The organism is Pseudomonas sp. (genome assembly GCF_051660785.1).
Lineage (GTDB): Bacteria > Pseudomonadota > Gammaproteobacteria > Pseudomonadales > Pseudomonadaceae > Aquipseudomonas.
Window position 1 is genome coordinate 1 of sequence record NZ_JBOFQE010000082.1, and the last position, 24,014, is coordinate 24,014.

Sequence of the window (24,014 nt, forward strand, 5' to 3'; positions counted from 1 at the left end):
GAGCCTGCTCGCGATAGCGGTATTACAGTCACCATCACTGGTGGCTGTAATGGCCTCATCGCGAGCAGGCTCGCTCCCACATTTGCTTTATGCAGCCCAAGGGGATTTGCGGATGATCTCGACAAAGTTCATCGGCTTGAACCCCGGCTCGCTGTCCACCAGCACGTCCGCGTTCACCGTGCCGAACGTGGTGTCCGGTTTGTGTTTGAAGCCATTGGCGAACGCGCACAGGATGCATTCCTTGAACCCTTCGCCCCGTGGATGCGCATGCACCACCGCTTCGCGCTGCACGGTGGGGAATGCGGCGTAGTCGATGCCCAACACATCCATTTCCACACCGGCCGTGACCAGCGCCACGTTAGGCCGCAAGTGTTGCGGCACACCCGGCGTGGTGTGCAGGGCAATCGACAACCACACCTGTTCGATATCGCCATCCGACAAACCATAAGGCTTGAGGAACGCCTTGGCGGCGTTCGCGCTATCGACTTCGAAACGCTCGTCGTCGGTGCGATGACCTTCCACCAGGCCCAAGTCATGGAACATGGCGCCGACGTAAAGCATTTCCGGATCGTAGGACAACTGCTTGCGTTCACCGCTCAGGGCGCCGAACAGAAACACCCGGCGCGAGTGGTGGTAAAGCAAGTCAGACTCGGCGTCGCGTATGTATTCAGTGGTGGCCCGGGCCAATGCACTGTCGGGGATTTTGATACCGGCAATGATGCTGCTCATGGTGCTTTCCTCATGGGGAACGCCGTGGCGGCGTTGATGGACAAAGTCTGTGCCCACCCCCAAAACCGGACAATCGATCCATGGCTGCGATCCCGGCCAATGAACAGGCATATCGCGCCAACCTCGCTTGTTGCGCCCGGATTGGCTAAGTTTGCTCGGGATGCAAGAGCTTTTGTGGCGAGGGGATTTATCCCCGTTGGGCTGCGCAGCGGCCCCAAAAATTCCGGGAGCGCTGCGCACTCCAACGGGGATAAATCCCCTCACCACAAAGCTCCCTCGCCACAGGTAAGTGTGATCCGTAGAGGCAATCGAACCATGAGTAAAACCGTTGCCATCGTGGTGTTCGCTGGCGTCCAGTCGCTGGACGTCACCGGTCCCATGGATGTGTTTTCCGAAGCCAATCGTTTCCTCGAACCGCACGACCATTACCGGCTGGAGGTCATTGGCGTCGAGCGCGGGGTGATGCCGTGTTCCAACGGATTGTCGCTCAATGCCCATCGGCATTTCAGTGAAGCGCTGGACGCTTATGACTTGCTGCTGGTAGCCGGCGGGCCGCAGTTGCCGTTCCTGGATTTTGGCGCGGTGTTCGATGCCTGGTTACGCGAGGCCTGTGCGCGCTCGCAACGCTTTGGCTCGATCTGCAACGGCGCGTTCATGCTGGCCCGGGCCGGGTTGCTAGAGGGGCGGACCGTCACCACCCATTGGGGCGATGCCTCGGCGCTGGCCGCGTTGTGCCCGTCGACCCAGGTTGAAGCCGATCGCCTCTACGTTCAGGACGGCGAGCTCTTCACCTCTGCCGGCGTCACGGCGGGGATCGATTTGTCGCTGTACCTGCTGGCGCAGGACCACGGACCGGAGGTAGCGTTGAGCGTGGCCAAGCGGCTGGTGGTGTTCACCCAGCGTTCGGGCGGGCAATCGCAGTTCAGTCCGTTCCTCACACCCCACGCCGAACCGACGTCGGCGGTGGCGCTGGTGCAGCTCTACGTTCTGTCCAACCTCACCGGCGACCTGACCATTGCCGATCTGGCGAACGCAGCCAACATGAGCGCGCGAAATTTCTCTCGGGTGTTCGCCAAGGAAGCGAAAATCACCCCGGCGGAATTCGTCGAGCGGGCGCGGGTGGATGCGGCGCGGGTGCTGCTGGAAAGCACTCATTCGCCGCTCAAGACCGTGGCGTATCAGTGCGGGTTTCGTGATGCCCAGCATATGCGCACCGTGTTCAATCGCAGGCTGGGGGTGACGCCGCAGCAGTTCAGGTTGAATTTTGCGGCGATGGTTTGAGCCATGAATATGCGTTGTTCTTGCGGGCCTCTTCGCTAGCAGGCTAGCTCCCACAATAGATCTGCGTGCACAAGACCCCTGTGGGAGCTAGCCTGCTAGCGATGAGGCCAGTCCAGCCAATACAAATCTACTGAGCACTGCGCGCCGGCAAGAACTTCACCGTACTGCGCGTGTTGGCCGTGACTTCTTCGTCATTGAAATGCGCCTCGTAATAAATCCCTTCGACATACGCCTCAGCCTGATCGTCGTAGTGGCTGTCGAACGGTACGCCGCTCTGGCCGACCGGGTTGATGGTCAGGCTGTGGGCCGGGTCGGCGAAGTCGATCAACCGCCGGGTCGACGGTCCATAAGTCACCGGCCACGGTGCCGGGCCGATCTTGGCCGAAAGATTATTCGGCACTTCGTGGGTGCCGGGCGCTGCGAACGGGCCGACGTTGAAGATCCGGTCCAGCGGTTTCTGCATGCCTAAAGGATGACCATGGGTCAGGGTGTGCGCCTTGCCCCACTGCCAGTGCGCGAAGTCCGCGCCAAGGGTGGTCTTGAGATGGGCGATGCTCGCTTGCCACGCCACCTTCACCGTGTCGGCGCGGGTTTCCTTGCCGAGGGTGTTGCGGTTGTCCCACCACGGCGAGTCGGCGGTCACGGCGAGACGTGGCAGCGCCGCGTCGATCACGCGGGTCGAGAGCAGGGTTTCGAAAAAATCATTGCCCAGTTCATCGTGCATCGTCGCGTCGGCCAGGTTGAACAGGAACTGGTTGAACAGCGTGGCGCTGGTGGAATCCAGCGGGTAATCGCCTTTCCATTGCGCCAGTTGCTCGACCAGTTTCAGCTCGGCGGGATCGCTGACCACTTCACGCAGTACCGGCAATAGCGGCGCCAACAGACGCGGGCCGTAGGCGGTGGTGGTACCCAGTTGCAGCTTCTGGTTGGCCTCGTTGTCCCACTTCACGTTCTTGTCGCTAAGCTGGCGATTGAGTTGCTGGCCGCGATCGGCAAGGTTGTAGTAACCGGGAATCTCCATGCCGGTCGGCGACACGGGCTGGAAGTTGGCCGAGACGATGTAGCCCCGCGCCGGGTTCTCTTCCTGCGGGTTGGCGCTGAACGGGTAGAAACCTTCCTTGTCCGCCTGATGGGTGCTGCCGTCGAGGATGAAACCGGGCTTCACCCCGTTCGCGCGTTTGGGCAGCAGCGCCGAGGCCCACCAGCCGATGTCGCCCTTGGCGTTGGCGTACACGATGTTCAAGCCCGGCGCCTGAACCTTGGCCGCTGCGGCGCGGGCCTTGGCCAGGGTGTCGGCGCGGTTGAGCTGGTAGAAGCCGTCGAGGATCGGGTTCGGCGTTTCAAGGAACGCCCACCACATGGCCACCGGCGTCTTGCCAGCGGCGGGGCCCAGTGCGTCGTTGATGATCGGGCCGTGGGGCGACTGACGGAGTGTCAGCGTGACCGGTGCCTGGCCCTTCACCGCGATCTGTTGCTCGGTGTTGATCATGTCGACCCATTTGCCGCGATACCAGACCTGGTTCGGGTTGTCCGGGTTGACCTTCTCGGCGATCAGGTCGAGGTCGTCGTTCTGGAACATCGTCAGGCTCCAGCCGAAATCCAGGTTGTGACCGAGAAAGGCAAAGGGCACCAGCGCCTGATGATGGCCGTACAGTTCAAAGCCCGGCGCCGACAGTTGCGCCTCGTACCACACAGACGGCACCGAGAAGCGAATGTGCGGGTCACCGGCCAGCAGCGGTTTGGTGCTTTTGCTGCGGTTGCCGGAAATCACCCAGGCGTTGCTGCCTTCGAATTGCGGCAGGCCGTTGTCGGCCAGCGCCTGTTCGCTGAGGCGGGCGAGAGCGTTCAGGTCTTTCCAGTCACCGGCGGCGAGGGCGGGACCGGGGGTTGTGCGCGACTTGGCCAACACGCCTTTGGGCTGCCAGTCGAGTTCGAAAACGTTCAGGTACTCGGGGCCCAACTGGTCGCGCACAAACGTCAGTAACGGTTCGGTGCGAAACGCGGCGGCAAAACTGTAGGCCATGTAGCCGGCGACGCTGATGGTGTCTTCGGCGGTGAAAGGGCGCTTGCGGATGCCCAGCACATCGAACTCCATGGGCGCCGCGTGAGTGTCCTGATATTGATTGATGCCATCCAGATAGGCTTCCAGCGCCTTCCACGCCGGTGACTGACGATCCAGCGCGGCCACATAACTCTCGGCGCGTTCGCGGATGCGCAGGCTGCGGAACAGTTTGTCGGTGTCAATCAGCTTCGGGCCGAGGATTTCTGCCAGCTCACCCCGGGCGAGGCGGCGCATGGCTTCCATCTGGAACAGGCGGTCCTGGGCTTGCACATAGCCAAGGGTACGGTAGAGATCGGTTTCGTTCTCGGCGCGGATGTGCGGCACGCCACGCTCGTCATAGCGCACGGTCACCGAGCCCTGAAGACGCTGCAACTCCACCTGGCCCTGACGCGTCGGCTGCTTGATGTACACGTACCCGCCGACCCCGATGACGAGCGTGACGATCAGCAATACAAGTACGGTCAGGACGCGTTTCATGGTGACTCCTTGTTCTTCGGGATTGCCACCCGTGCGGGCTGCAAACATGTAGCACAGACCTTCTGTGCCGGGCATCGCGGTCCTGGAAAAGTCAGGATTGCCTTACTTCACTTCCTCCGGCCAAGGGCAGTAGCAACCGACCGCCAGCGTATGGGTGGCGCCCACCGCGCGACCTTCGCTGAGTGCTTGCAGAATGGGCTCGATGAAGCTGTTGTTCGAATTGCAGGTCAGGCCTTCGCTGTACGGGCCGAAATACGCCAGTTTGCCGCTGCGGTCCCAGATCGCCACTGCCGGGCTGGCGGGGATCTGTTCGGAGCCCGGGAGAACGGTGATGGTTTTCAGGCTGCTCAAGGTGCTGGGCAACTGGCCGTGGCTGCCGGGTTTTTGCACCGCGAAAAACTCCACGCCTTGCGGTACGTAGTGCTCGACCAGTTCGGTCAGGTGTTGTTGGTTGCCGACATTGCACGGGCAGGCCGGGTCCCAGAAGTGCACCAGGCGGATGGCGCCGGGGCCGGCCAGTTCGTCCGGTAGGCGCAGCGGATCGCCGGAAAATACCGCGGTGTGCGAACTGAAGGCGCGCAGGTAGCGACCCTGAAACCAGTCATAGGCCGCCCACAAGACGCCGGCACACACGAGGGCGAGCAGGCTGGCAAGCAGTGTGGTGCGGTAGGCCGGACGCATGGGTTTCAATCCTCGAAGGTCGGCTAGCTTGCCATGCTTGCCGCGACAGATGAATATCGCAGGCCCATAAAGTCTGTTTAGTGCTCTGGAATCGTTCATGTCTGCCACTTTCGACCCCGATCATTTGCGCGCCAGCCTGCGGCCACTGGCCGAGTGGCAGCCGCTCTCGTCGCAAGCGCTGGCCTATCAGCGGTTCTACGGTCTGGATTTTCCGGGGCGAACCCAGCGCAGTGGCTTGGGGCGTTTCGAGGTCGATGGCTATGAAGTGGTCAATCAGGTCTGGTGGCCCGAGCGGGCGAAGGCGACGCTGTTTCTGTTCCACGGCTTCTACGACCACACCGGCCTCTACCGGCATGTCATCGAGTGGGCGCTGGATCAGGGCTTCGCGGTGATTGCCTGCGACTTGCCGGGGCATGGTCTTTCCAGTGGTGAGCGAGCGAGCATCAAGGATTTCGCCGAGTATCAGCACACGCTGCAAGGGGTGTTTGCCGAGGCGCAGTCGCTGGACCTTCCGCAGCCGTGGCATCTTTGCGGGCAGAGTACCGGCGGAGCGATTGTGATCGATCACGTGCTCAATCAGGGCACGAACAGTCCGGCTCAAGGCCAGGTGATTCTGTTGTCACCGCTGGTTCGGCCGCGTGCCTGGGGCTGGTCGCAGCTCAGTTATTACTTGCTCAAGCCCTTCGTCAAAGCCATCGCCCGGCGCTTCAGCGAGAACTCCAACGACCCTGAGTTTTTGCCATTCCTGCAAGCCGATCCGTTGCAACCGCTGCGACTGCCAACGGCGTGGGTTGGAGCGCTGGCGCGGTGGATCAAGCGAATCGAGGCGGCGCCGAACAGTCCGCGGCGACCACTGATTGTGCAGGGGCAGGCGGACATGACGGTGGACTGGGAGCATAACCTTGAGGTGTTGAAGGCCAAGTTCGATCGGCCTCAGGTGTTGATGTTGCCGGAGGCGCGGCATCATTTGGCGAATGAGACGCTGGCGATGCGGGAGGAGTATTTCGGGTTTTTGAGCAAGCGGATCAAGGGCCGGAATCTTTAGCGACCGTCAGGGCCCCATCGCGAGCAGGCTCGCTCCCACATTGAACCGTGTAGGTCGGGAAAACTCGGTCAACTGTGGGAGCGGGCTTGCTCCGGGCGGCGTTCCGACGATGGCGGCGTATCAGACGCCGAAGATTACTGGTTGAGGTTCGAGGTGCTTTGCCCCACCGCCAACCCCGCCCGGATCGCCGCCAGCGCCGCCTGGTAATACGCCTTGCCCTCGGTGGACTCGGCAAACGTGGCGAACTCTTCCAGTTCTTCATCCGACAAGTCGCGATAGACATACAGCAGCGTGTTGTTCAGATCAGCCCCGATCTGATCCATCAAGCGCTGGCGCTGTCCGTTCAACATCCCTTGCGCCTGTCCGCCACCGAGCAGGCCGGGGATCATCGAACTCAGGCTGTCAGCCGCAACGCCGGCAATCGCCAGGCTGACTTCCGCGCCAGCCTCGCGAGCGGGCAGGGCCTGGGCCAGATGACCGATGATCAGCAGGCGGCTGTCGCTGGCCTGAATCTTCGGCAGACCCTTGGCGTTTTTCGCCAGCTGATCGCGACGGGTCGCCAGCAATTCTGCGGCGACGATTTTCTTGCCCAGGGGCGATTGAAAGAAGGCCAGCGCGGGCTTCGGATCGCTGAGGCTTTTGCGCAATTGCGCTTCGGCGCGTTGGTCCACAGCCTGGGGGGCGAAACGTTGATTGCTGTTGTTCACCAAAGCCTGAAACACCGCCGGCGGCAGGCTGTTCTGGTAACGCTGCTGGGCGGCTGAGAGGGCGTCGTTAAAATGCGCGCGCTGATCTGGCCAACCGGCGACCTTGTACAACTGGTCGTGGCCGTCTGCCCAAGCGGGCAACACACAGAGCATCAGCAGTGAAAAAAGCAAACGGCGCATAGGGACTCCTGTCAGCAGGCGACTATTCTCCGTGCGGCTTTCGTACTTGTCGAGAATTCGTATCAGTAATCCGACAAATCCTCCGCCGCGCGGCTCTGTCGGATTTGCAGGCACAGGAATACTATGCGCGCCATGCAAATATCCTCTGATCACCCGCTGCTGTTACGTATCGTCGACGACCTGGCCGAGCGCGGCTGGTCGCAGCAGAATATTTTCCTGCCTCTGGGTCTGACCCGGGAACTGGCGGCTGAGTGCCGTAAACGTGCCGCCGAGGGTGAATTGGCCCCGGCGGCCGTGGGGCGCGGGCCGACGTCGGAGATTCGCGAGGGGATTCGCGGCGACCACATCCAGTGGATCGAACCAGGCCAGGCCGAAGCATGCGACAGTTATCTGGGCTTGATGGACAGCCTGCGCGAGGCAATGAATCGCGGGCTATTCCTGGGCCTGGAAGATTTCGAAAGCCATTTCGCGCTCTACCCGCCCGGTGCGTTTTACCTCAAGCATGTCGATCGTTTTCGCGATGACGACCGGCGCATGGTCTCGGCGGTGATCTACCTCAATGACGCCTGGCTGCCCGAGCACGGCGGCCAGTTGCGCATGTACCTGGATGAGGGCGTTGAACACGATGTGGTGCCCACCGGTGGATGCCTGGTGGTGTTTTTGTCGGGAGAGGTGCCCCACGAAGTCCTGCCCGCGACCCGGGATCGCCTGTCGTTGACGGGCTGGTTCCGGCGTCGCGGAAACGAGCCGTTCTGATCATGCAGAAAATCCTGGTAAGCCGCTGCCTGCTGGGCCATCGCGTGCGTTACGACGGCGGGGCGAGCGGGCCGTTCGATCAGCTTCAACAGTGGCTCGACGAAGGTCGTGTGGTGCCGCTGTGCCCGGAAGTCGCCGGGGGTTTGCCGACGCCCAGGGCCGCGGCGGAGATTCCGGGTGGGCAGGGTGGTGAAGTGCTGGATGGCCACGCCACTGTGATCACCACCGAGGGCGAGGACGTCAGCGCCGAGTTTCTTTCGGGGGCTTATCAGGCGTTGGAACTGGTGCAAAAGCACGGCATCCGGATTGCGGTGCTCAAGGCCAACAGCCCGTCTTGCGGGAATTTGTTGACCTATGACGGGACGTTCAGTGGAGTGAAGGTGAGTGGCGAGGGAGTGACTGCGGCGTTGCTCAGGCGTTACGGCGTTCAGGTTTTCAGCGAACTGGAGATGGTTGAGGTGGCGGTGGCTTTGGGGGCTTTGGGCTGATCCAGAATCCATCCCCTCACCCTAACCCTCTCCCCAAGGGGCGAGGGGACTGACCGAGGTGTCAGACGCTATCCATCGACCTGAAAGATCGAGTCGATTATGGATTCAACACAAAGACTTTCAGGTCGCAAAATTTCTACAGATCCCCACGATCAGTCCCCTCGCCCCCTTGGGGAGAGGGTTAGGGTGAGGGGCTGGATCTAGAGAGCGACAAAATTCTCAAGGTTTGGGCGCCACACTCGTGTCCGCCCCAAACCACTTCTGCTCCAGCGCCTCCATCCGCCCATCCGCCTTGATCCGCTTCAAAGCAGCTTCCAGGCTGGCATGAAATGCCGGATTACCCTTCTGAAACGGAATCGCCAGGTCCACAGCCGGGGCGGCTTTCGGCTTTTCTTCCGTCAGCGACTGCACCAACAGGATTGAGCGCGGCTCTTCTTCTTTCTGCGCAACCAGTTGCGCATTGGTGTGAATGTAAGGCTCGGTGAAGTCGAAACGATCCTTGAGTTCCGGGGTCATTGCTATGTGGTTGATGGCGATGTCGTATTTGCCGGTTTCGACACCGGTCACCAGATCGCTGGAATCGGTGACGACAAAGTCGGCCCGCACATCCAGCTCATTCGCCAGCATTTGCCCTAATTCAACTTCGAAGCCAGTGAGTTTGCCGTCATCCTTGAAATTGAAGGGCGGTGTATTAGCCTCAAGAGCAATGCGCAATTCGCCGCGATCGAAGACATCGTCAATCAGTTCGGCATGAGCCAGAGGGCTCAAAAGGGGTAGCAGGCAGATCAGGCCAGGCAAAAAACGCATGGTCACTCCTTTGAATTCATTATTGCGATGCGCTGGTTCAGGCTCGCTTTGCTATGGTTGTCGAAATCCTTCGACAACGAATGGCCGTGAAGTTGTCTCGGCCACGCGGATTTTACGGAAAAACTGGAGAAGAGAATGAAAACGTTTATGTCACGAGCAGCATTGGCTGGCCTGTTGATGGGCGTTTCGGTGCTGGCCAGTGCTGCAACGCCGGCCCCTAAAGGCGCCGAAGTGTCCATCGTGTCTCCTGAAGATGGTGCTACTGTCCCGCAAACTTTCAAGATTAAATTCGCTGTTGAGAACGTTGCGTTGGCGCCAGCGGGCGATACCACCAAGAATACTGGCCACCACCATTTGCTGGTCGATGCCAAAGATGTAGTTGCAGCAGGGGCAGTCATCCCGGCAGATGCAAATCACATTCATTTTGGCAAGGCGCAGACAGAAACCGAGCTGACGCTGACACCTGGCAAGCACACCTTGCAGTTGGAGTTGGGCGACATGAGCCATATGGCCTTTGATCCACCCATCGTCTCCGAGAAGATCACCGTCAACGTTAAGTGATTTTAGTAGCGCCCATGAAAAAGGAGACCCGAAGGTCTCCTTTTTTTGTCGCTCAGGTCGCTATCAGAACAACACACGGCAACGAATGGTGCCGTTGATGTGCTGCAGCTTCTGTTGCGCCATTTCCGAGTAATCGGCGTCGACGTCGATGACCACGTAACCGACTTTCTCGTTGGTCTGCAGGAACTGACCGGAGATGTTGATGCCGTTTTCGGCGAAGACCTTGTTGATCTCGCTCATCACACCCGGAATGTTCTCGTGGATGTGCAGCAGACGGTGCTTGCCAGGGTGAGCCGGCAGGGCCACTTCCGGGAAGTTCACCGACGATACCGACGTACCGTTGTCGCTGTACTTGACCAGTTTTTCTGCCACTTCCAGACCGATGTTGGCCTGCGCTTCAGCGGTGGAACCACCGATGTGCGGGGTCAGGATCACGTTGTCCAGGCCACGCAGCGGGCTTTCGAACTCTTCGTCGTTGGAGCGAGGCTCCACCGGGAAGACGTCGATGGCCGCGCCGATCAGGTGCTTGTCCTTGATCGCGTCTGCCAGGGCTTGCAGCTCAACGACCGTGCCGCGAGCGGCGTTGATCAGGATGCCGCCCTTCTTGATGGCGCGGATTTCCTTCTCGCCGATCATCCACTGGGTCGCAGCGGTTTCCGGAACGTGCAGGGTGACGATGTCGGACATGCCCAGCAGCTCGGTCAGGTTACCGACCTGAGTCGCGTTGCCCAATGGCAGCTTGGTCACGGTGTCGTAGAAGTACACCTGCATCCCTAAGCCTTCCGCCAGGACCGACAATTGCGTACCGATCGAGCCGTAACCGACGATGCCGAGCTTCTTGCCACGGATTTCGAAGGAGTTGGCTGCGCTCTTGATCCAGCCACCACGGTGGCAGGAAGCGTTCTTCTCAGGGATGCCGCGCAGCAACAGGATCGCTTCGGCCAGCACCAGTTCGGCCACGGAGCGAGTATTGGAGTACGGAGCGTTGAACACCGCGATGCCGCGTTCGCGAGCCGCGTTCAGGTCAACCTGGTTGGTGCCGATGCAGAAACACCCTACAGCCACGAGCTTCTTCGCGTGATCGAAGATCTCTTCGGTCAGTTGAGTGCGGGAGCGAATGCCGATGAAGTGCGCATCAGCGATCTTTTCCTTCAGCTGGGCTTCCGGCAGAGAACCGGTGAGGTACTCGATGCTGGTGTAGCCCGCCGACTTGAGAACGTCGACAGCCGATTGGTGGACGCCTTCGAGAAGAAGGAACTTGATCTTGCTCTTATCGAGAGAAGTCTTGCTCATCTGCGTAAACCTGTATCCCGGAGAAAAATGGCAGGAAATAGCCAGCAGACGCTGACCCGGACGGCAAGAATGCCGTCACCGCAGAATAGCCGTTGGGCACTACCCTGCGGGGTCGGTATGCTAGCATACGCACCCCGCTAAACACTCATTCCTGCGACGTGAAGCGTTCTCAGGATGACCATGAATTGTTCGAGAGTTCTGTCGATGACCAATCCTGCCCTGATTGATGAGCTGAAGACCTTGGTTGAGCCTGGCAAGGTGCTGACCGACGCCGACTCCCTGAATGCTTATGGCAAGGATTGGACCAAGCATTTCGCTCCGGCCCCGACGGCTATCGTGTTCCCGAAGACCACCGAACAGGTCCAGGCCATTGTCCTCTGGGCCAATAAACACAAGGTGGCACTGGTGCCGTCTGGCGGTCGCACCGGTCTTTCCGCCGCTGCAGTGGCAGCCAATGGTGAAGTGGTCGTGTCGTTCGACTACATGAACCAGATTCTCGACGTGAACCTGACTGACCGTACGGCGGTGTGCCAGCCGGGCGTTGTGACGGAGCATCTGCAGAACGTCGCAGAGGAAAAAGGCCTGTACTACCCGGTGGATTTCGCTTCGGCAGGTTCCAGTCAGATTGGCGGCAATATCGGCACCAATGCCGGCGGAATCAAGGTGATTCGCTACGGCATGACCCGCAATTGGGTGGCGGGCATGAAAGTCGTCACCGGCAAGGGCGATCTGCTGGAACTGAACCGCGACCTGATCAAGAACGCCACCGGCTACGACCTGCGTCAGCTGTTCATCGGCGCCGAAGGCACCCTCGGTTTTGTCGTGGAAGCGACCATGCGCCTGGACCGTGCGCCGAAAAACCTCACCGCGATGGTCCTGGGCACCGCCGATTTCGACTCGATCATGCCGGTGCTGCACGCGTTCCAGAGCAAACTCGACTTGACCGCGTTCGAATTCTTCTCCGACAAGGCCCTGGCCAAGGTCATGGGTCGCGGTGACGTGCCGGCGCCGTTTGAAACCGATTGCCCGTTCTACGCGCTGCTGGAATTCGAAGCGACCACTGAAGAAGTGGCCAACCACGCCCTGGAAACCTTCGAGCACTGCGTCGAGCAGGGCTGGGTGCTGGACGGTGTGATGAGCCAGAGCGAAACCCAGTTGCAGAACCTGTGGAAGCTGCGCGAATACATCTCCGAAACCATTTCCCACTGGACGCCGTACAAGAACGACATCTCGGTCACCGTGTCGAAAGTGCCAGCGTTCCTTAAGGAAATCGACGCGATCGTCGGCGAGCACTACCCGGATTTCGAAATCGTCTGGTTCGGCCACATCGGCGACGGCAACCTGCACTTGAACATCCTCAAGCCGGATAACCTGAGCAAGGACGAGTTCTTCGCCAAGTGCGCGACCGTCAACAAGTGGGTGTTTGAAACCGTCGAGAAGTACAACGGTTCTATTTCCGCCGAACACGGCGTGGGCATGACCAAGCGTGACTACTTGACCTACAGCCGTTCGCCGGTTGAGATCGAGTACATGAAAGCGGTTAAAGCGGTGTTCGACCCGAACGGCATCATGAACCCGGGCAAGATCTTCGCTGTTTGACTTTCGAACTTAAGCGCTACGAAACAGGAGTCGGAAATGAGCTATCAGCACCAGTATGTCGACGGTACGCGTATTCACTTCCCGCTGGGGAAGGTGGTGTGCATCGGCCGCAACTACGCCGAACACGCCAAGGAACTGGACAACCCGGTGCCTACAGAGCCGCTGTTGTTCATTAAACCGGGCAGTTGCGTGGTGCCGCTGGAAGACAGTTTCAGCATTCCGACCGAGCGTGGCTCGGTGCATTACGAAGCGGAAATCGCGGTGTTGATCGGCAAGCCCTTGTCGACCAAACCGAGCCGTGAAGAAGTGCTGGATGCGATTTCCGGCTTCGCACCGGCCCTGGACCTGACCTTGCGTGACAAACAGGCCGAGCTGAAATCCAAGGGCTTGCCGTGGGAAATCGCGAAGTCTTTCGACGGTGCGGCGGTAATCGCGCCGTTCGTGGCCGGCAGCACCTTTGCCGACCTGACCGACATCGGTATTCGCCTGACCATCAATGGCGAAGTTCGCCAGGATGGCAACAGCAGCGCGATGCTCAACCCTATCGTGCCGATGATCCAGCACATGGCTGGCTGCTTTTCGCTGCAGGCCGGTGACGTGATCCTGACCGGCACGCCGGTGGGCGTTGGCCCACTGAATGTAGGTGATGAACTGGTGATCGAATTGCCAGGCGCGAGCAGTTTCAACAGCTCCGTCCGCTAACCCTGACACCGCAAAACCCTGTGGGAGCGAGCCTGCTCGCGATAGCGGTCTGTCATTCAACATATAAGTTGGATGTGCTGGCCTCATCGCGAGCAGGTCGAATCGTCGCACCGTCGCTCCCACATTGGTTTGTGGTTGCCCGCAGAAGGGCAATCCCGCCATTTCCCGTTTTTTTCACATCTTGTCTGGATAATTCCGCGGATTCTGGCGTCTGAGCCGGTCCCAATTGTGCTATTACCCGTAGCCTGAATTTCTGGAACGCATCCTGAATGGCCACCCGACCGCTGCCCACTGTCAAAACTGCCCGCCGCTCGCGCTTTGTCATGCGTTGGTATTCCTGGCTTTTGCTGGTAGCCGCCGCCGCGTATGGCCTCGCCTTTGCGATGCATTGGGATGATCGCGGTGTGCTCTGGCTGCGTGAGCGTTTTGAAAGCCCCGCCGAGCGCCAGGAAAGTATCTGGCTGCCGGATTACCGCGCGGTGATCGACGCCAAGCTGCTGCCGGGCATGGAGAAGGATGAAGCGTCGGACCTGGCCTACGATCCGCAAACCAAAACGCTGTTTTCGGTCATGGGCAAGAACCCGTTCCTCGTCGAGCTGACCTTGCAGGGCGACGTCCTGCGCAAAATGCCGCTGGTGGGCTGGAGCAATCCGGAGGGCCTGACCGTGATGGGCAACGGTCTGCTGGCCATTGTCGACGAGCGTGAGCACATGCTCTCCATCGTCAAGGTTGATGCCGACACTCGCGAACTGAACATCGCCAACTTCCCGAAGTACGACCTCGGCCCTTCGAAAGACCAGAACAAGGCCTTCGAAGCGATCGTCTATGATCCGCGCAACCAGCAAATTCTCCTGGGTGAGGAGCGTCCGCCAGCGCTGTTCAGCTGGAAAAGCGACGGCAGCCAGATCCTCAAGGGCGACAAACAGAAACTCGCCAATGACGAACTGGACATCCGCAACCTGTCGGGGCTGGCCATCGACCCGCGCACGGGCCACACGCTGGTGCTGTCCGCCGATTCCCACTTGTTGCTGGAACTGGACGAGAAGGGCGAGCAGGTCAGCTTTATGACCTTGCTGGGTGGCTTCAACGGCCTTAAGAAGACCATTCCCCGCGCCGAAGGCGTGACCATGGACGATGCGGGCACGCTGTACATGGTGAGTGAGCCGAACCTGTTCTACCGTTTCGAAAAGCAGAAATAGACGCTGCGAATCCAGCAGTTGTGGTCAAAGGCAACTGGCCATTAAGCTTGAATTCATACAGGCGTGATATTTCATCCGCCTGTTTCTGTTTCCGAGCTCGCCTGAATGCGCCGACTTGCCCGTCCCAAACCCCTTATTTTGATCCTGACAGTGATTGCACTGGTCGTGCTGGTTGCGATCGGTCAATACATGCGTCTGTTCGAGCGCGCCTGGTTCAACCTGCACACCCTCTGGCAACCGTTAAGCAGCGAATCGATCGGCCTGGATCAATACCGTGTTGAGATCGAAGCCCGGGTCATCGACGGGCTGAACGACGATGTGTCGGCGCTGACCTTCGATCCGGTGCGCAAAAGCCTGTTCACCGTCACCAATAAAAACGCCGAGCTGATCGAGCTGTCGCTGGACGGACGGATCATTCGGCGCATATCGCTGGTGGGCTTCGGTGATCCGGAGGCGGTGGAGTTCATCAGCGCCGACACTTATGTGATCACCGATGAACGCGAGCAACGGCTGATCAAGATTCATCTGGAGAAGGACACCAAATTCCTCGACGCGGCGGACGCCGAACAGATGACCCTTGGCGTGCACATGAGCGGCAACAAGGGTTTCGAAGGTCTGGCGTACGATTCGGTGGGCAAGCGCCTGTTTGTCGCCAAGGAACGCGACCCGATGCTGATCTACGAGGTGCAGGGTTTCCCGCATTACAACCCGGAGAAATCCTACGCAGTGCACGTGGTCAACAACCCCAAGCGCGATGCCGGGATGTTCGTGCGAGACCTGTCGAGCCTGCAATACGACGAGCGCAGCGGCCATTTGCTGGCGCTGTCCGACGAGTCGCGGCTGATTCTGGAACTGGATGTGGACGGGCGACCGCTGAGCACCATGTCATTGAGCAAGGGGCGTCAGGGATTGCAGAAGACTGTGCCGCAAGCGGAAGGCATCGCCATGGATGACGACGGCACGATGTACCTCGTCAGCGAGCCGAACCTGTTCTACGTCTTCAAAAAACCAGCGCAGAACTAACCAACACCGCAAAACCAATGTGGGAGCGAGCCTGCTCGCGATGAGGCCATAACATCCAACATCTCTGTTGACTGTTACACCGCCATCGCGAGCAGGCTCGCTCCCACAGGTTTATGTAAGTCTTACTTGGCGCGCAGGGTTTTCACGCCTTCACTGGTCCCCAACAACAACAAATCCGCCGGACGTGCCGCAAACAAGCCATTGGTGACCACGCCGACAATCGCGTTGATCTGCGTTTCCAGCTCCACCGGGTTGGTGATCTGCATGTTGAACACGTCGAGGATGATGTTGCCGTTGTCCGTCAGCACGCCTTCGCGGTAGACCGGGTCGCCGCCCAGTTTCACCAGCTCGCGGGCCACGTGGCTGCGGGCCATCGGGATCACTTCGACCGGCAGCGGGAACGCGCCGAGTACCGGCACCAGTTTGCTGCCATCGGCGATGCAGATGAAAGTCTTGGCCACGGCCGCGACAATCTTCTCGCGGGTCAGGGCCGCGCCGCCGCCCTTGATCAGGTTCAGGTGCTCGTCGCTTTCATCGGCGCCGTCGACGTAGAATTCCAGGTCGCTGACGGTGTTCAGCTCATACACCGGAATGCCGTGGCCCTTGAGGCGGGCGGCGGTGGCTTCGGAACTGGCGACCGCGCCATCGAACGCGCCTTTGTGCTTGGCCAGGGCGTCGATGAAGCAGTTGGCGGTGGAGCCGGTGCCGACCCCGACGATGCTTTTGTCGTCGAGTTTCGGGAGGATGAAGTCGACGGCGGCCTGAGCCACTGCCTGTTTGAGTTGATCCTGGGTCATGCGGGCTCCGAAGCGGGCAAGGGGAAACGGAAAGGCCGGCATTATAGCTTCATGCGGGTCTAAAACCTCTGTATTCGTGTGGTCGTCCGCCCGAAAGCCGGGTTAGACTCCTTGACCCTGCCCAACCCGCTCAGTGATGCTTTCCGATGCTCGAACAGTACGTCAAAAAGATCCTCACCTCGCGCGTTTATGACGTTGCCGTAGAAACCCCATTGCAGACTGCCCGCCAGCTCTCCGAGCGGCTGGGCAACAATATTTGGCTCAAGCGCGAAGACTTGCAGCCGGTGTTCTCGTTCAAGATTCGCGGCGCTTACAACAAGCTCACCCAGCTGAGCGATGAAGAGCGCGCTCGCGGCGTGGTCACCGCATCGGCGGGCAATCATGCGCAGGGCCTGGCCCTGGCAGCGAAAGTGTTGGGCGTCAAAGCCACCATCGTCATGCCCAAGACCACCCCGGAAATCAAAGTCGAAGGCGTGCGTTCGCGCGGCGGCAAAGTGGTGCTGCACGGTGATTCGTTCCCGGAAGCCCTGGCCTACTCGCTGAAACTGGTCGACGAAAAAGGCTACGTCTACATTCATCCCTACGACGATCCCCACACCATTGCCGGGCAGGGCACCGTGGCGATGGAGATTCTGCGCCAGCATCCCGGGCGTCTGGATGCGATTTTCGTTCCGGTCGGCGGCGGCGGCCTGATCGCCGGGATCGCGGCGTACGTGAAATACCTGCGCCCGGAAATCAAAATCATCGGCGTCGAGCCCGACGATTCCAACTGCCTGCAAGCGGCCATGGCGGCCGGCGAGCGCGTGGTGCTGCCGACCGTGGGCCTCTTCGCCGACGGCGTGGCGGTGGCCCAAATTGGTCAGCACACCTTCGACATCTGCAAAGATTACGTCGATGAAGTCATCACCGTCAGCACCGATGAGATTTGTGCGGCGATCAAGGACATCTACGACGATACCCGCTCGATCACGGAGCCTGCCGGCGCCCTGGGCGTGGCCGGGATCAAGAAGTACGTTGAGCAACGCGGCGTCACCGGGCATACCTTCGTGGCCATCGACTCCGGTGCCAACGTCAACTTCGACCGCCTGCGCCATGTCGCCGAACGCGCCGAACTGGGTGAAGGTCGGGAAGCCATCATCGCTGTGACCATCCCCGAGAAACCGGGCAGCTTCAAGGCGTTCTGCGAAGCCATCGGCAAGCGCCAGATCACTGAATTCAACTACCGCTACAACACCGGCAGCGAAGCGCACATCTTCGTCGGCGTGCAGACGCACCCGGAAACCGACCCGCGCAGTGCGCTGATCGCCAGCCTCGGCGAGCAGGGTTTTCCGGTGTTGGACCTGACCGACAACGAACTGGCCAAGCTGCACATTCGCCACATGGTCGGCGGTCGCGCGGCTCACGTGGTCGATGAAGTGATTCTGCGTTTCGAGTTCCCGGAACGTCCGGGCGCGCTGTTCAACTTCCTCAACAAGCTCGGCGGGCGCTGGAACATTTCGATGTTCCATTACCGCAACCATGGCGCGGCGGACGGCCGCGTGGTCGCGGGCCTGCAAGTGCCTCACGATGAGCGGCATCTGGTTCCTGCGGCGCTTGAGGAAATCGGCTACCCGTACTGGGACGAAAGCGACAACCCGGCCTATCAGCTGTTTCTTGGCTGAACAGCTACGCTGATGCGCAAGCCATAAGGAAATCGAACAATGGAAACGTTAACCGCCCTGAAAGTGGCGCATGTCGTGGCGACGGTCGTGTTGATGGTGTGTGCGCTGGGTCTGGGGATCTGGGTATGGCGCACGCGACGTAACGGCGATGCGACGGCACCTGCCCGGACGTTGCAGCGGCCGCGGGTGCTGATCTGGCTGCTGATGGGGCTGGCCCTGGTGAGCATGCCGTTCACGGGATGGTGGATGGTGCATCTGGTGGGTTGGCCGCTGGGGCAGACGTGGTTGCTGGTGTCGAGTGTGCTTTATACCGTGGCGGCGTTGGCGTGGTTCTGGTTGTTGGTGCGGCTTAACAAGCTGCGTACTGCACCGGGAGGCAGCGGCAAGTTCACCTTTGCCCTCGCACTGTTCAGTTTTGTCTGCTTTATCGCCATTGCGGGATTGATGGGCGCGAAGCCGGTTTAAGGCTTTGAATCGAGTCGGCCCCATCGCGAGCAGGCTCGCTCCCACATTAGATCTTCAGTGAACACAGATTATGTGATCGACGCAGATCCCCTGTGGGAGCGGGCTTGCCCGCGATGGCGTCCTCAGTCGCGCAGAGTCATCACCGGCCAACCACGCTTCTCGGCTTCAGCGCGCAGATTCGGATCAGGATCCACCGCAATCGGATTCGCCACCTGCTCCAGCAACGGCAAATCATTCATCGAGTCGCTGTAGAAGTAACTGTCTTCCAGCGAATACCCGGTCTCTTCCAGCCAACGATTCAACCGCGTGACCTTGCCTTCACGGAAGCAAGGAACATCGGTGCTGCGCCCGGTATAACGGCCATCGACCATCTCGCATTCTGTGGCAATCAAGGTTTCAACGCCCAAACGCTCGGCAATCGGACCGGTCACAAAACGGTTGGTCGCCGTGATGATCACCAGTTTGTCACCTGCCTCGCGGTGTTTGGCCAATAACGCCATGGCCTTGGGCAGCACGATCGGCTCGATGCAATCGCGCATGTAATCCCGGTGCCATTGATCCAGCGTGGCCATCTCGGTGCGGCCGAGGACTTCCAGGCAGAAGTTCAGGTAGGCATCGTTATCCAGCTTGCCGGCCAGGTAGTCCTGGTAGAACTCGTCGTTGCGTGCCTTGTAGGCGACGGCGTCGAGGAAACCGCGTTCGCACAGGTAATCGCCCCAGGCATGGTCGCTGTCGCCGCCCAAAAGCGTGTTGTCCAAGTCGAATAAAGCCAGCCGCATTGCAGTTACTCGCTGAAAAGTCTGTAGAAAGGCGTCCAGAATACGGACTTTTCACAAGAGTGCACATAAGGTAGGTCGGCTCGTTGCTGCCTTCACAACCTTTGTGGAACAATGCGGCGACATGCGTTTGCGAGGTTGTTGCCGTGATCGACCCCGATGGTTTCCGCCCCAATGTCGGGATCATTCTCACGAATGATGCCGGACAGGTGCTATGGGCTCGCCGTATCAATCAAGATGCCTGGCAGTTTCCACAGGGCGGGATCAACCCCCAGGAGACGCCGGAAGACGCCTTGTACCGCGAGTTGAACGAAGAAGTGGGTCTTGAGCGCGAAGATGTTGAAATTCTCGCCTGCACCCGGGGCTGGTTGCGCTATCGTTTGCCGCAACGTCTGGTCCGCACCCACAGCCAACCGCTGTGCATCGGCCAGAAACAGAAATGGTTTCTCCTGCGCCTGATCTCCAACGAGCAGCGGGTGCGGATGGATTTGACCGGTAAACCGGAGTTCGATGGCTGGCGCTGGGTCAGTTATTGGTATCCGTTGGGCCAGGTGGTGACATTCAAGCGCGAGGTGTATCGACGCGCTCTCAAAGAGCTTGCCCCGCGCCTTTTAACGCGCGACTGACGACGGAGTTCGACCCCGAGCCATGCTCAATACGCTGCGCAAGATCGTCCAGGAAGTTAACTCCGCCAAGGATCTCAAGGCGGCGTTGGGGATTATTGTGTTGCGCGTCAAAGAGGCCATGGGCAGCCAGGTCTGCTCGGTCTACCTGCTTGACCCTGAGACCAACCGCTTCGTGCTGATGGCGACCGAGGGCTTGAACAAGCGCTCGATCGGCAAAGTCAGCATGGCGCCCAACGAAGGTCTGGTTGGCCTGGTCGGCACGCGTGAAGAACCCCTGAACCTCGAAAACGCCGCGGATCACCCGCGCTACCGCTACTTCGCCGAGACCGGTGAAGAACGCTACGCCTCCTTCCTCGGGGCGCCGATCATTCACCACCGTCGCGTCGTCGGCGTATTGGTCATCCAGCAAAAGGAACGCCGCCAGTTCGATGAAGGTGAAGAAGCCTTCCTCGTGACCATGAGTGCGCAGCTTGCCGGTGTTATTGCTCACGCCGAAGCCACAGGTTCGATCCGTGGCCTTGGCCGTCAGGGCAAAGGCATCCAGGAAGCCAAGTTCGTCGGCGTACCGGGTTCACCGGGTGCGGCGGTCGGTACGGCGGTGGTCATGCTGCCGCCGGCCGATCTGGACGTGGTGCCGGACAAGACCATCACCGACATCGACGCCGAACTGGCGTTGTTCAAGACCGCCATCGAAGGCGTGCGCGCTGACATGCGCGCCTTGTCCGCCAAACTGGCTTCGCAGCTGCGCCCCGAAGAGCGGGCCCTGTTCGACGTCTACCTGATGATGCTCGCCGACGAGGCGCTCGGCAGCGAAGTGACCACGGTGATCAAGACCGGCCAGTGGGCCCAGGGCGCGTTGCGCCAGGTGGTCACCGAGCACGTCAACCGTTTCGAATTGATGGACGACGCCTACCTGCGTGAGCGCGCATCGGACGTCAAGGACCTTGGTCGCCGCTTGCTCGCCTACTTGCAGGAAGAGCGCCAGCAGAACCTGGTCTACCCGGAAAAAACCATTCTGGTCAGCGAAGAACTGACGCCGGCGATGCTCGGCGAGGTGCCGGAAGGCACGCTGGTCGGTCTGGTTTCGGTCCTCGGCTCAGGTAACTCCCACGTCGCGATCCTCGCTCGGGCGATGGGCATCCCGACGGTGATGGGCCTGGTTGACCTGCCTTATGCCAAGGTCGACGGCATCGAATTGATCGTCGATGGCAATCGCGGCGAGGTCTACACCAACCCCAGCGACGTGCTGCGCAAGCAGTTCGCCGAGGTGGTGGAAGAAGAGAAGCAACTGGCGCTCGGTCTCGACTCCCTGCGCGACTTGCCGTGCGTGACCCTCGACGGTCACCGCATGCCGCTGTGGGTCAACACCGGCCTGCTGGCGGACGTGGCGCGAGCGCAGAAGCGCGGTGCCGAAGGTGTCGGTCTGTATCGCACCGAAGTCCCATTCATGATCAACCAGAGATTCCCGAGCGAAAAGGAGCAGCTGGCGATTTACCGCGAGCAACTCGCCGCGTTTCACCCGCAACCGGTGACCATGCGTAGCCTGGACATCGGCGGTGACAAGTCGCTGTCGTACTTCCCGATCAAGGAAGACAACCCGTTCCTCGGCTGGCGCGGCATTCGCGTCACCCTCGACCACCCGGAAATCTTCCTGGTGCAGACCCGCGCGATGCTCAAGGCCAGCGAAGGCCTGAACAACTTGCGGATTCTGCTGCCGATGATCTCCGGCACCCACGAACTCGAAGAAGCCCTGCACTTGATCCACCGGGCCTGGGGCGAAGTCCGCGACGAAGGCTGCGACGTGCCTATGCCGCCGATTGGCGTGATGATCGAGATTCCGGCGGCGGTGTATCAAACCAAGGAACTGGCGCGGCAAGTGGACTTCCTGTCGGTCGGCTCCAACGACCTGACCCAGTACCTGCTGGCGGTGGACCGAAACAACCCGCGGGTAGCCGACCTCTACGACTACCTGCACCCGGCGGTGCTGCAAGCCCTGCAGAGCGTGGTGCGTGACGCTCATGCCGAAGGCAAGCCCGTCAGTATCTGCGGCGAGATGGCCGGTGACCCGGCGGCGGCGGTGTTGTTGATGGCGATGGGCTTCGACAGCTTGTCGATGAACGCCACCAACTTGCCGAAAGTGAAGTGGATGCTGCGTCAGGTCAACCTCAGCATGGCCAAGGAACTGCTGGCCGAGCTGATGACCATCGACAACCCGCAAGTGATCCACAGCTCGCTGCAATTGGCGCTGAAGAACCTTGGGTTGGCGAAGATGGTCAATCCGGCTGCGGTCAAAGCTCTCTAAAAGGCTGATGGCCCTGTGGCGAGGGAGCTTGCTCCCGCTGGACTGCGTAGCAGTCCCATTTTTTGGGGCCGCTTCGCAGCCCAGCGGGAGCAAGCTCCCTCGCCACAATTTATTGCCTGACTGTCAGATCTTTATCTCCACCTCCCCCAAATGCCCCCCATACGGCCCGAAACTCCTTTCGACCATATGCCGCGTTCCATCTGCGTGAACAATCAACGCCGTACTCGCCCGCGTCCCGTATGTGGGACTGGCAATAAACACACTCGACAGCAACGTCTCGGTCGCCACCCCAACCCCGGTATCCGGCAACTCGGCAAACGCTGCGGTCTGCGGATCATTCAGCAACGCTAATAATGCCTCTGGCTGCGGATCCTCCAACACGCCCTCCAGCGCCGCCCGCGCCTTGAGCAGTTTGGGCCACGGCGTATCCAGCCCGGCGTTCGACAACCCATAAACTCCGGGTGGCAGCATCACCGCCTCGGTCTCCCGCGCATTGAAGTGCCACAGTTCGTTGGCATTACCAATCAGCAGATTAAAACCGGCATATTCCGGCGATCGTGAGACAACGTCGTGTAAATAATCATCAATGGACAGATTGCCCAACAGAAAACCCGCTACCAGTTCTCCTCGCGATTTGCGCGACGGCGGCTGATGCGGATCACGAATGTTGGTCAGCGCCGCGAAGCGTCCATTGGCTCCAATACCAAGCCAGGTGCCGCCGGCTTCAAGGTCACGACCGGCGTAGACCTGAGGCGCTTCGGGCCATTGCGCCAAAGGCAGGCTGGGCCGGGCATAGAATTCGTCGCGGTTGGCCGCCACGATCAGCGGCTGGGCGTGACCCGGTCGCCAGGCAAAAACAATCAGGCACATAAGGTGGTCCCAGTGTGTTTTTTGCCCACTCTACGCAGACATTGTGTGGGTATCCATCGCCATCCAGTGGAGCCGGAGGCCATGCATCCGTTACCATGCCGCTCTTCTTTGAGGGTCGTCCATGGAATTTCTGCTCTACCTGGCGCTGGGCGCCTGTGCAGGCGTGCTGGCCGGGCTGTTCGGGGTCGGTGGCGGGATTATCATCGTCCCGGTGTTGGTGTTCAGTTTCACCTTGCAGGGTTTCGACGCTTCGATCCTGACCCACCTGGCGGTCGGCACGTCCCTGGCGACGATCATCTTTACGTCAGTCAATGCGGTGCGCGAACATCACCGTCGCGGCGCGGTGCGTTGGCCGATATTCGTGTGGATGACCGTGGGCATTCTGATGGGCGCCGGTTTCGGTGCGCTGACGGCCGAGGCAATTTCCGGCCCTAACCTGCAGAAAATCATCGGTGTGTTTGCGCTGATCATCGCCGTGCAACTGGCGCTGGACGTCAAACCCAAGGCCAGCCAAACGGTGCCCGGCAAACTCGGCCTCACCGTGGCCGGCAGCGTAATTGGCTGGGCCTCGGCGATTTTCGGCATTGGTGGTGGCTCGTTGACCGTGCCGTTCCTGACCTGGCGCAGCGTGCCGATGCAGCAAGCCGTGGCGACTTCGTCGGCTTGCGGACTGCCCATTGCCTTGGCCAGTGCATTAAGTTTCATGATTCTGGGCTGGCACGATCCGCTGCTGCCGGCCCATAGTCTCGGTTTTATTTATTTGCCGGCGCTGCTGGGGATTGCTTTGACCAGCATGGTGTTCGCCCGTCTCGGTGCGCGACTGGCCCACAAGCTGTCGCCGAAGTTGCTGAAAAGGCTGTTTGCCGCTTTGCTGTTCTGCGTTGGCCTGAGCTTCCTGCTGTAGCTCGCAATGCTGGCTTAATCCTG

The 24,014-nt window shown here is 60.2% G+C and carries 23 protein-coding genes; 14 read left to right on the forward strand and 9 right to left on the reverse strand.

The genetic code is table 11. The features are described 5' to 3' along the window. Positions 1-87 precede the first annotated feature (87 nt). Entirely contained in the window at positions 88-729 is a 642-nt protein-coding gene (locus ACRC4F_RS21870; RefSeq protein ID WP_438661212.1) for an HD domain-containing protein, read from the reverse strand. Positions 730-1,044: 315 nt separating this feature from the next. Between ACRC4F_RS21870 and ACRC4F_RS21875 the strand changes: the two genes are divergently transcribed. Beyond that, entirely contained in the window at positions 1,045-2,010 is a 966-nt protein-coding gene (locus tag ACRC4F_RS21875) for a GlxA family transcriptional regulator (protein ID WP_438661213.1), read from the forward strand. A gap of 127 nt (positions 2,011-2,137) precedes the next feature. Here the strand turns inward: ACRC4F_RS21875 and ACRC4F_RS21880 are convergent, their stop codons facing one another. Further along, the gene (locus ACRC4F_RS21880) at positions 2,138-4,549 is read right to left on the reverse strand and encodes a penicillin acylase family protein (RefSeq protein WP_438661214.1); all 2,412 of its coding nucleotides are present in this window, start codon (positions 4,547-4,549) and stop codon (positions 2,138-2,140) included. 102 nt (positions 4,550-4,651) lie between these two features. Beyond that, on the reverse strand, positions 4,652-5,230 hold the full coding sequence (locus ACRC4F_RS21885) for a DUF6436 domain-containing protein (protein ID WP_438661215.1): 579 nt from the start codon (positions 5,228-5,230) through the stop codon (positions 4,652-4,654). 97 nt (positions 5,231-5,327) lie between these two features. Here ACRC4F_RS21885 and ACRC4F_RS21890 point away from each other — a divergent pair, with 97 nt between their 5' ends. Further along, positions 5,328-6,275, forward strand: a complete 948-nt coding sequence (locus ACRC4F_RS21890; protein WP_438661216.1) for an alpha/beta hydrolase — start codon at positions 5,328-5,330, stop codon at positions 6,273-6,275. A 134-nt stretch (positions 6,276-6,409) separates the two neighbouring features. Here ACRC4F_RS21890 and ACRC4F_RS21895 read toward each other — a convergent pair whose 3' ends face one another. Further along, positions 6,410-7,162: a DUF2059 domain-containing protein gene (locus tag ACRC4F_RS21895; RefSeq protein WP_438661217.1), complete on the reverse strand. Its 753-nt coding sequence runs from the start codon at positions 7,160-7,162 to the stop codon at positions 6,410-6,412. 123 nt (positions 7,163-7,285) lie between these two features. Here ACRC4F_RS21895 and ACRC4F_RS21900 point away from each other — a divergent pair, with 123 nt between their 5' ends. Together ACRC4F_RS21900 and ACRC4F_RS21905 are read left to right on the forward strand one after the other, a co-directional pair. Then, the gene (locus ACRC4F_RS21900) at positions 7,286-7,918 is read left to right on the forward strand and encodes a 2OG-Fe(II) oxygenase (protein ID WP_438661218.1); all 633 of its coding nucleotides are present in this window, start codon (positions 7,286-7,288) and stop codon (positions 7,916-7,918) included. A 2-nt stretch (positions 7,919-7,920) separates the two neighbouring features. Continuing rightward, positions 7,921-8,406 carry a DUF523 domain-containing protein gene (locus ACRC4F_RS21905; protein ID WP_438661219.1) on the forward strand — a complete coding sequence of 162 codons (486 nt, stop codon included), beginning with the start codon at positions 7,921-7,923 and terminating at the stop codon, positions 8,404-8,406. A 219-nt stretch (positions 8,407-8,625) separates the two neighbouring features. On the opposite strand, the gene ACRC4F_RS21910 is transcribed toward ACRC4F_RS21905, so the two are convergent. Continuing rightward, positions 8,626-9,213, reverse strand: coding sequence for a transporter substrate-binding domain-containing protein (locus tag ACRC4F_RS21910; RefSeq protein ID WP_438661220.1), 588 nt, complete (start codon positions 9,211-9,213; stop codon positions 8,626-8,628). Between the two features lie 135 nt (positions 9,214-9,348). Here ACRC4F_RS21910 and ACRC4F_RS21915 point away from each other — a divergent pair, with 135 nt between their 5' ends. Further along, complete coding sequence (locus tag ACRC4F_RS21915; protein ID WP_438661221.1) at positions 9,349-9,774, forward strand: DUF4399 domain-containing protein; 426 nt, start codon at positions 9,349-9,351, stop codon at positions 9,772-9,774. A gap of 63 nt (positions 9,775-9,837) precedes the next feature. Here the strand turns inward: ACRC4F_RS21915 and serA are convergent, their stop codons facing one another. Then, positions 9,838-11,067, reverse strand: a complete 1,230-nt coding sequence (gene serA, locus ACRC4F_RS21920; protein ID WP_438661222.1) for a phosphoglycerate dehydrogenase — start codon at positions 11,065-11,067, stop codon at positions 9,838-9,840. A 204-nt stretch (positions 11,068-11,271) separates the two neighbouring features. Here serA and ACRC4F_RS21925 point away from each other — a divergent pair, with 204 nt between their 5' ends. From ACRC4F_RS21925 to ACRC4F_RS21940, 4 genes are all read left to right on the forward strand, one after another. Continuing rightward, positions 11,272-12,666 (forward strand): FAD-binding oxidoreductase, encoded by a 1,395-nt coding sequence (locus ACRC4F_RS21925; protein ID WP_438661223.1) that lies wholly within the window; start codon positions 11,272-11,274, stop codon positions 12,664-12,666. 36 nt (positions 12,667-12,702) lie between these two features. Further along, the gene (locus tag ACRC4F_RS21930; RefSeq protein ID WP_438661224.1) at positions 12,703-13,368 is read left to right on the forward strand and encodes a fumarylacetoacetate hydrolase family protein; all 666 of its coding nucleotides are present in this window, start codon (positions 12,703-12,705) and stop codon (positions 13,366-13,368) included. Positions 13,369-13,637: 269 nt separating this feature from the next. Continuing rightward, complete coding sequence (locus ACRC4F_RS21935; protein WP_438661225.1) at positions 13,638-14,567, forward strand: SdiA-regulated domain-containing protein; 930 nt, start codon at positions 13,638-13,640, stop codon at positions 14,565-14,567. Positions 14,568-14,672: 105 nt separating this feature from the next. Continuing rightward, on the forward strand, positions 14,673-15,590 hold the full coding sequence (locus ACRC4F_RS21940; protein WP_438661226.1) for an SdiA-regulated domain-containing protein: 918 nt from the start codon (positions 14,673-14,675) through the stop codon (positions 15,588-15,590). Positions 15,591-15,712: 122 nt separating this feature from the next. Here ACRC4F_RS21940 and rpiA read toward each other — a convergent pair whose 3' ends face one another. Beyond that, on the reverse strand, positions 15,713-16,387 hold the full coding sequence (gene rpiA, locus ACRC4F_RS21945; RefSeq protein ID WP_008150505.1) for a ribose-5-phosphate isomerase RpiA: 675 nt from the start codon (positions 16,385-16,387) through the stop codon (positions 15,713-15,715). Between the two features lie 146 nt (positions 16,388-16,533). On the opposite strand from rpiA, the gene ilvA reads away from it, so the two are divergent. Both ilvA and ACRC4F_RS21955 read left to right on the forward strand, forming a co-directional pair. After that, positions 16,534-18,048: a threonine ammonia-lyase, biosynthetic gene (gene ilvA / locus ACRC4F_RS21950; protein ID WP_438661227.1), complete on the forward strand. Its 1,515-nt coding sequence runs from the start codon at positions 16,534-16,536 to the stop codon at positions 18,046-18,048. A gap of 39 nt (positions 18,049-18,087) precedes the next feature. After that, positions 18,088-18,513, forward strand: coding sequence for a DUF2269 domain-containing protein (locus ACRC4F_RS21955; protein WP_438661228.1), 426 nt, complete (start codon positions 18,088-18,090; stop codon positions 18,511-18,513). Between the two features lie 122 nt (positions 18,514-18,635). Here ACRC4F_RS21955 and ACRC4F_RS21960 read toward each other — a convergent pair whose 3' ends face one another. Beyond that, complete coding sequence (locus ACRC4F_RS21960; protein ID WP_438661229.1) at positions 18,636-19,292, reverse strand: HAD family hydrolase; 657 nt, start codon at positions 19,290-19,292, stop codon at positions 18,636-18,638. Between the two features lie 143 nt (positions 19,293-19,435). Here ACRC4F_RS21960 and ACRC4F_RS21965 point away from each other — a divergent pair, with 143 nt between their 5' ends. Together ACRC4F_RS21965 and ptsP are read left to right on the forward strand one after the other, a co-directional pair. Next, entirely contained in the window at positions 19,436-19,915 is a 480-nt protein-coding gene (locus ACRC4F_RS21965) for an RNA pyrophosphohydrolase (RefSeq protein ID WP_007945562.1), read from the forward strand. Between the two features lie 22 nt (positions 19,916-19,937). Continuing rightward, the gene (gene ptsP / locus ACRC4F_RS21970) at positions 19,938-22,217 is read left to right on the forward strand and encodes a phosphoenolpyruvate--protein phosphotransferase (RefSeq protein WP_438661230.1); all 2,280 of its coding nucleotides are present in this window, start codon (positions 19,938-19,940) and stop codon (positions 22,215-22,217) included. Positions 22,218-22,340: 123 nt separating this feature from the next. On the opposite strand, the gene ACRC4F_RS21975 is transcribed toward ptsP, so the two are convergent. Continuing rightward, positions 22,341-23,087 (reverse strand): NRDE family protein, encoded by a 747-nt coding sequence (locus ACRC4F_RS21975; protein ID WP_438661231.1) that lies wholly within the window; start codon positions 23,085-23,087, stop codon positions 22,341-22,343. A 121-nt stretch (positions 23,088-23,208) separates the two neighbouring features. Between ACRC4F_RS21975 and ACRC4F_RS21980 the strand changes: the two genes are divergently transcribed. Further along, the gene (locus tag ACRC4F_RS21980; protein WP_438661232.1) at positions 23,209-23,991 is read left to right on the forward strand and encodes a sulfite exporter TauE/SafE family protein; all 783 of its coding nucleotides are present in this window, start codon (positions 23,209-23,211) and stop codon (positions 23,989-23,991) included. Positions 23,992-24,014: the final 23 nt, after the last annotated feature.

Bases quoted from the DNA above. Each gene is read 5' to 3' on its own strand.
- ACRC4F_RS21870 (WP_438661212.1), bottom strand. From the start codon at position 729: ATGAGCAGCATCATTGCCGGTATCAAAATCCCCGACAGTGCATTGGCC.
- ACRC4F_RS21875 (WP_438661213.1), top strand. From the start codon at position 1,045: ATGAGTAAAACCGTTGCCATCGTGGTGTTCGCTGGCGTCCAGTCGCTG.
- ACRC4F_RS21880 (WP_438661214.1), bottom strand. From the start codon at position 4,549: ATGAAACGCGTCCTGACCGTACTTGTATTGCTGATCGTCACGCTCGTC.
- ACRC4F_RS21885 (WP_438661215.1), bottom strand. From the start codon at position 5,230: ATGCGTCCGGCCTACCGCACCACACTGCTTGCCAGCCTGCTCGCCCTC.
- ACRC4F_RS21890 (WP_438661216.1), top strand. From the start codon at position 5,328: ATGTCTGCCACTTTCGACCCCGATCATTTGCGCGCCAGCCTGCGGCCA.
- ACRC4F_RS21895 (WP_438661217.1), bottom strand. From the start codon at position 7,162: ATGCGCCGTTTGCTTTTTTCACTGCTGATGCTCTGTGTGTTGCCCGCT.
- ACRC4F_RS21900 (WP_438661218.1), top strand. From the start codon at position 7,286: ATGCGCGCCATGCAAATATCCTCTGATCACCCGCTGCTGTTACGTATC.
- ACRC4F_RS21905 (WP_438661219.1), top strand. From the start codon at position 7,921: ATGCAGAAAATCCTGGTAAGCCGCTGCCTGCTGGGCCATCGCGTGCGT.
- ACRC4F_RS21910 (WP_438661220.1), bottom strand. From the start codon at position 9,213: ATGCGTTTTTTGCCTGGCCTGATCTGCCTGCTACCCCTTTTGAGCCCT.
- ACRC4F_RS21915 (WP_438661221.1), top strand. From the start codon at position 9,349: ATGAAAACGTTTATGTCACGAGCAGCATTGGCTGGCCTGTTGATGGGC.
- serA (WP_438661222.1), bottom strand. From the start codon at position 11,067: ATGAGCAAGACTTCTCTCGATAAGAGCAAGATCAAGTTCCTTCTTCTC.
- ACRC4F_RS21925 (WP_438661223.1), top strand. From the start codon at position 11,272: ATGACCAATCCTGCCCTGATTGATGAGCTGAAGACCTTGGTTGAGCCT.
- ACRC4F_RS21930 (WP_438661224.1), top strand. From the start codon at position 12,703: ATGAGCTATCAGCACCAGTATGTCGACGGTACGCGTATTCACTTCCCG.
- ACRC4F_RS21935 (WP_438661225.1), top strand. From the start codon at position 13,638: ATGGCCACCCGACCGCTGCCCACTGTCAAAACTGCCCGCCGCTCGCGC.
- ACRC4F_RS21940 (WP_438661226.1), top strand. From the start codon at position 14,673: ATGCGCCGACTTGCCCGTCCCAAACCCCTTATTTTGATCCTGACAGTG.
- rpiA (WP_008150505.1), bottom strand. From the start codon at position 16,387: ATGACCCAGGATCAACTCAAACAGGCAGTGGCTCAGGCCGCCGTCGAC.
- ilvA (WP_438661227.1), top strand. From the start codon at position 16,534: ATGCTCGAACAGTACGTCAAAAAGATCCTCACCTCGCGCGTTTATGAC.
- ACRC4F_RS21955 (WP_438661228.1), top strand. From the start codon at position 18,088: ATGGAAACGTTAACCGCCCTGAAAGTGGCGCATGTCGTGGCGACGGTC.
- ACRC4F_RS21960 (WP_438661229.1), bottom strand. From the start codon at position 19,292: ATGCGGCTGGCTTTATTCGACTTGGACAACACGCTTTTGGGCGGCGAC.
- ptsP (WP_438661230.1), top strand. From the start codon at position 19,938: ATGCTCAATACGCTGCGCAAGATCGTCCAGGAAGTTAACTCCGCCAAG.
- ACRC4F_RS21975 (WP_438661231.1), bottom strand. From the start codon at position 23,087: ATGTGCCTGATTGTTTTTGCCTGGCGACCGGGTCACGCCCAGCCGCTG.
- ACRC4F_RS21980 (WP_438661232.1), top strand. From the start codon at position 23,209: ATGGAATTTCTGCTCTACCTGGCGCTGGGCGCCTGTGCAGGCGTGCTG.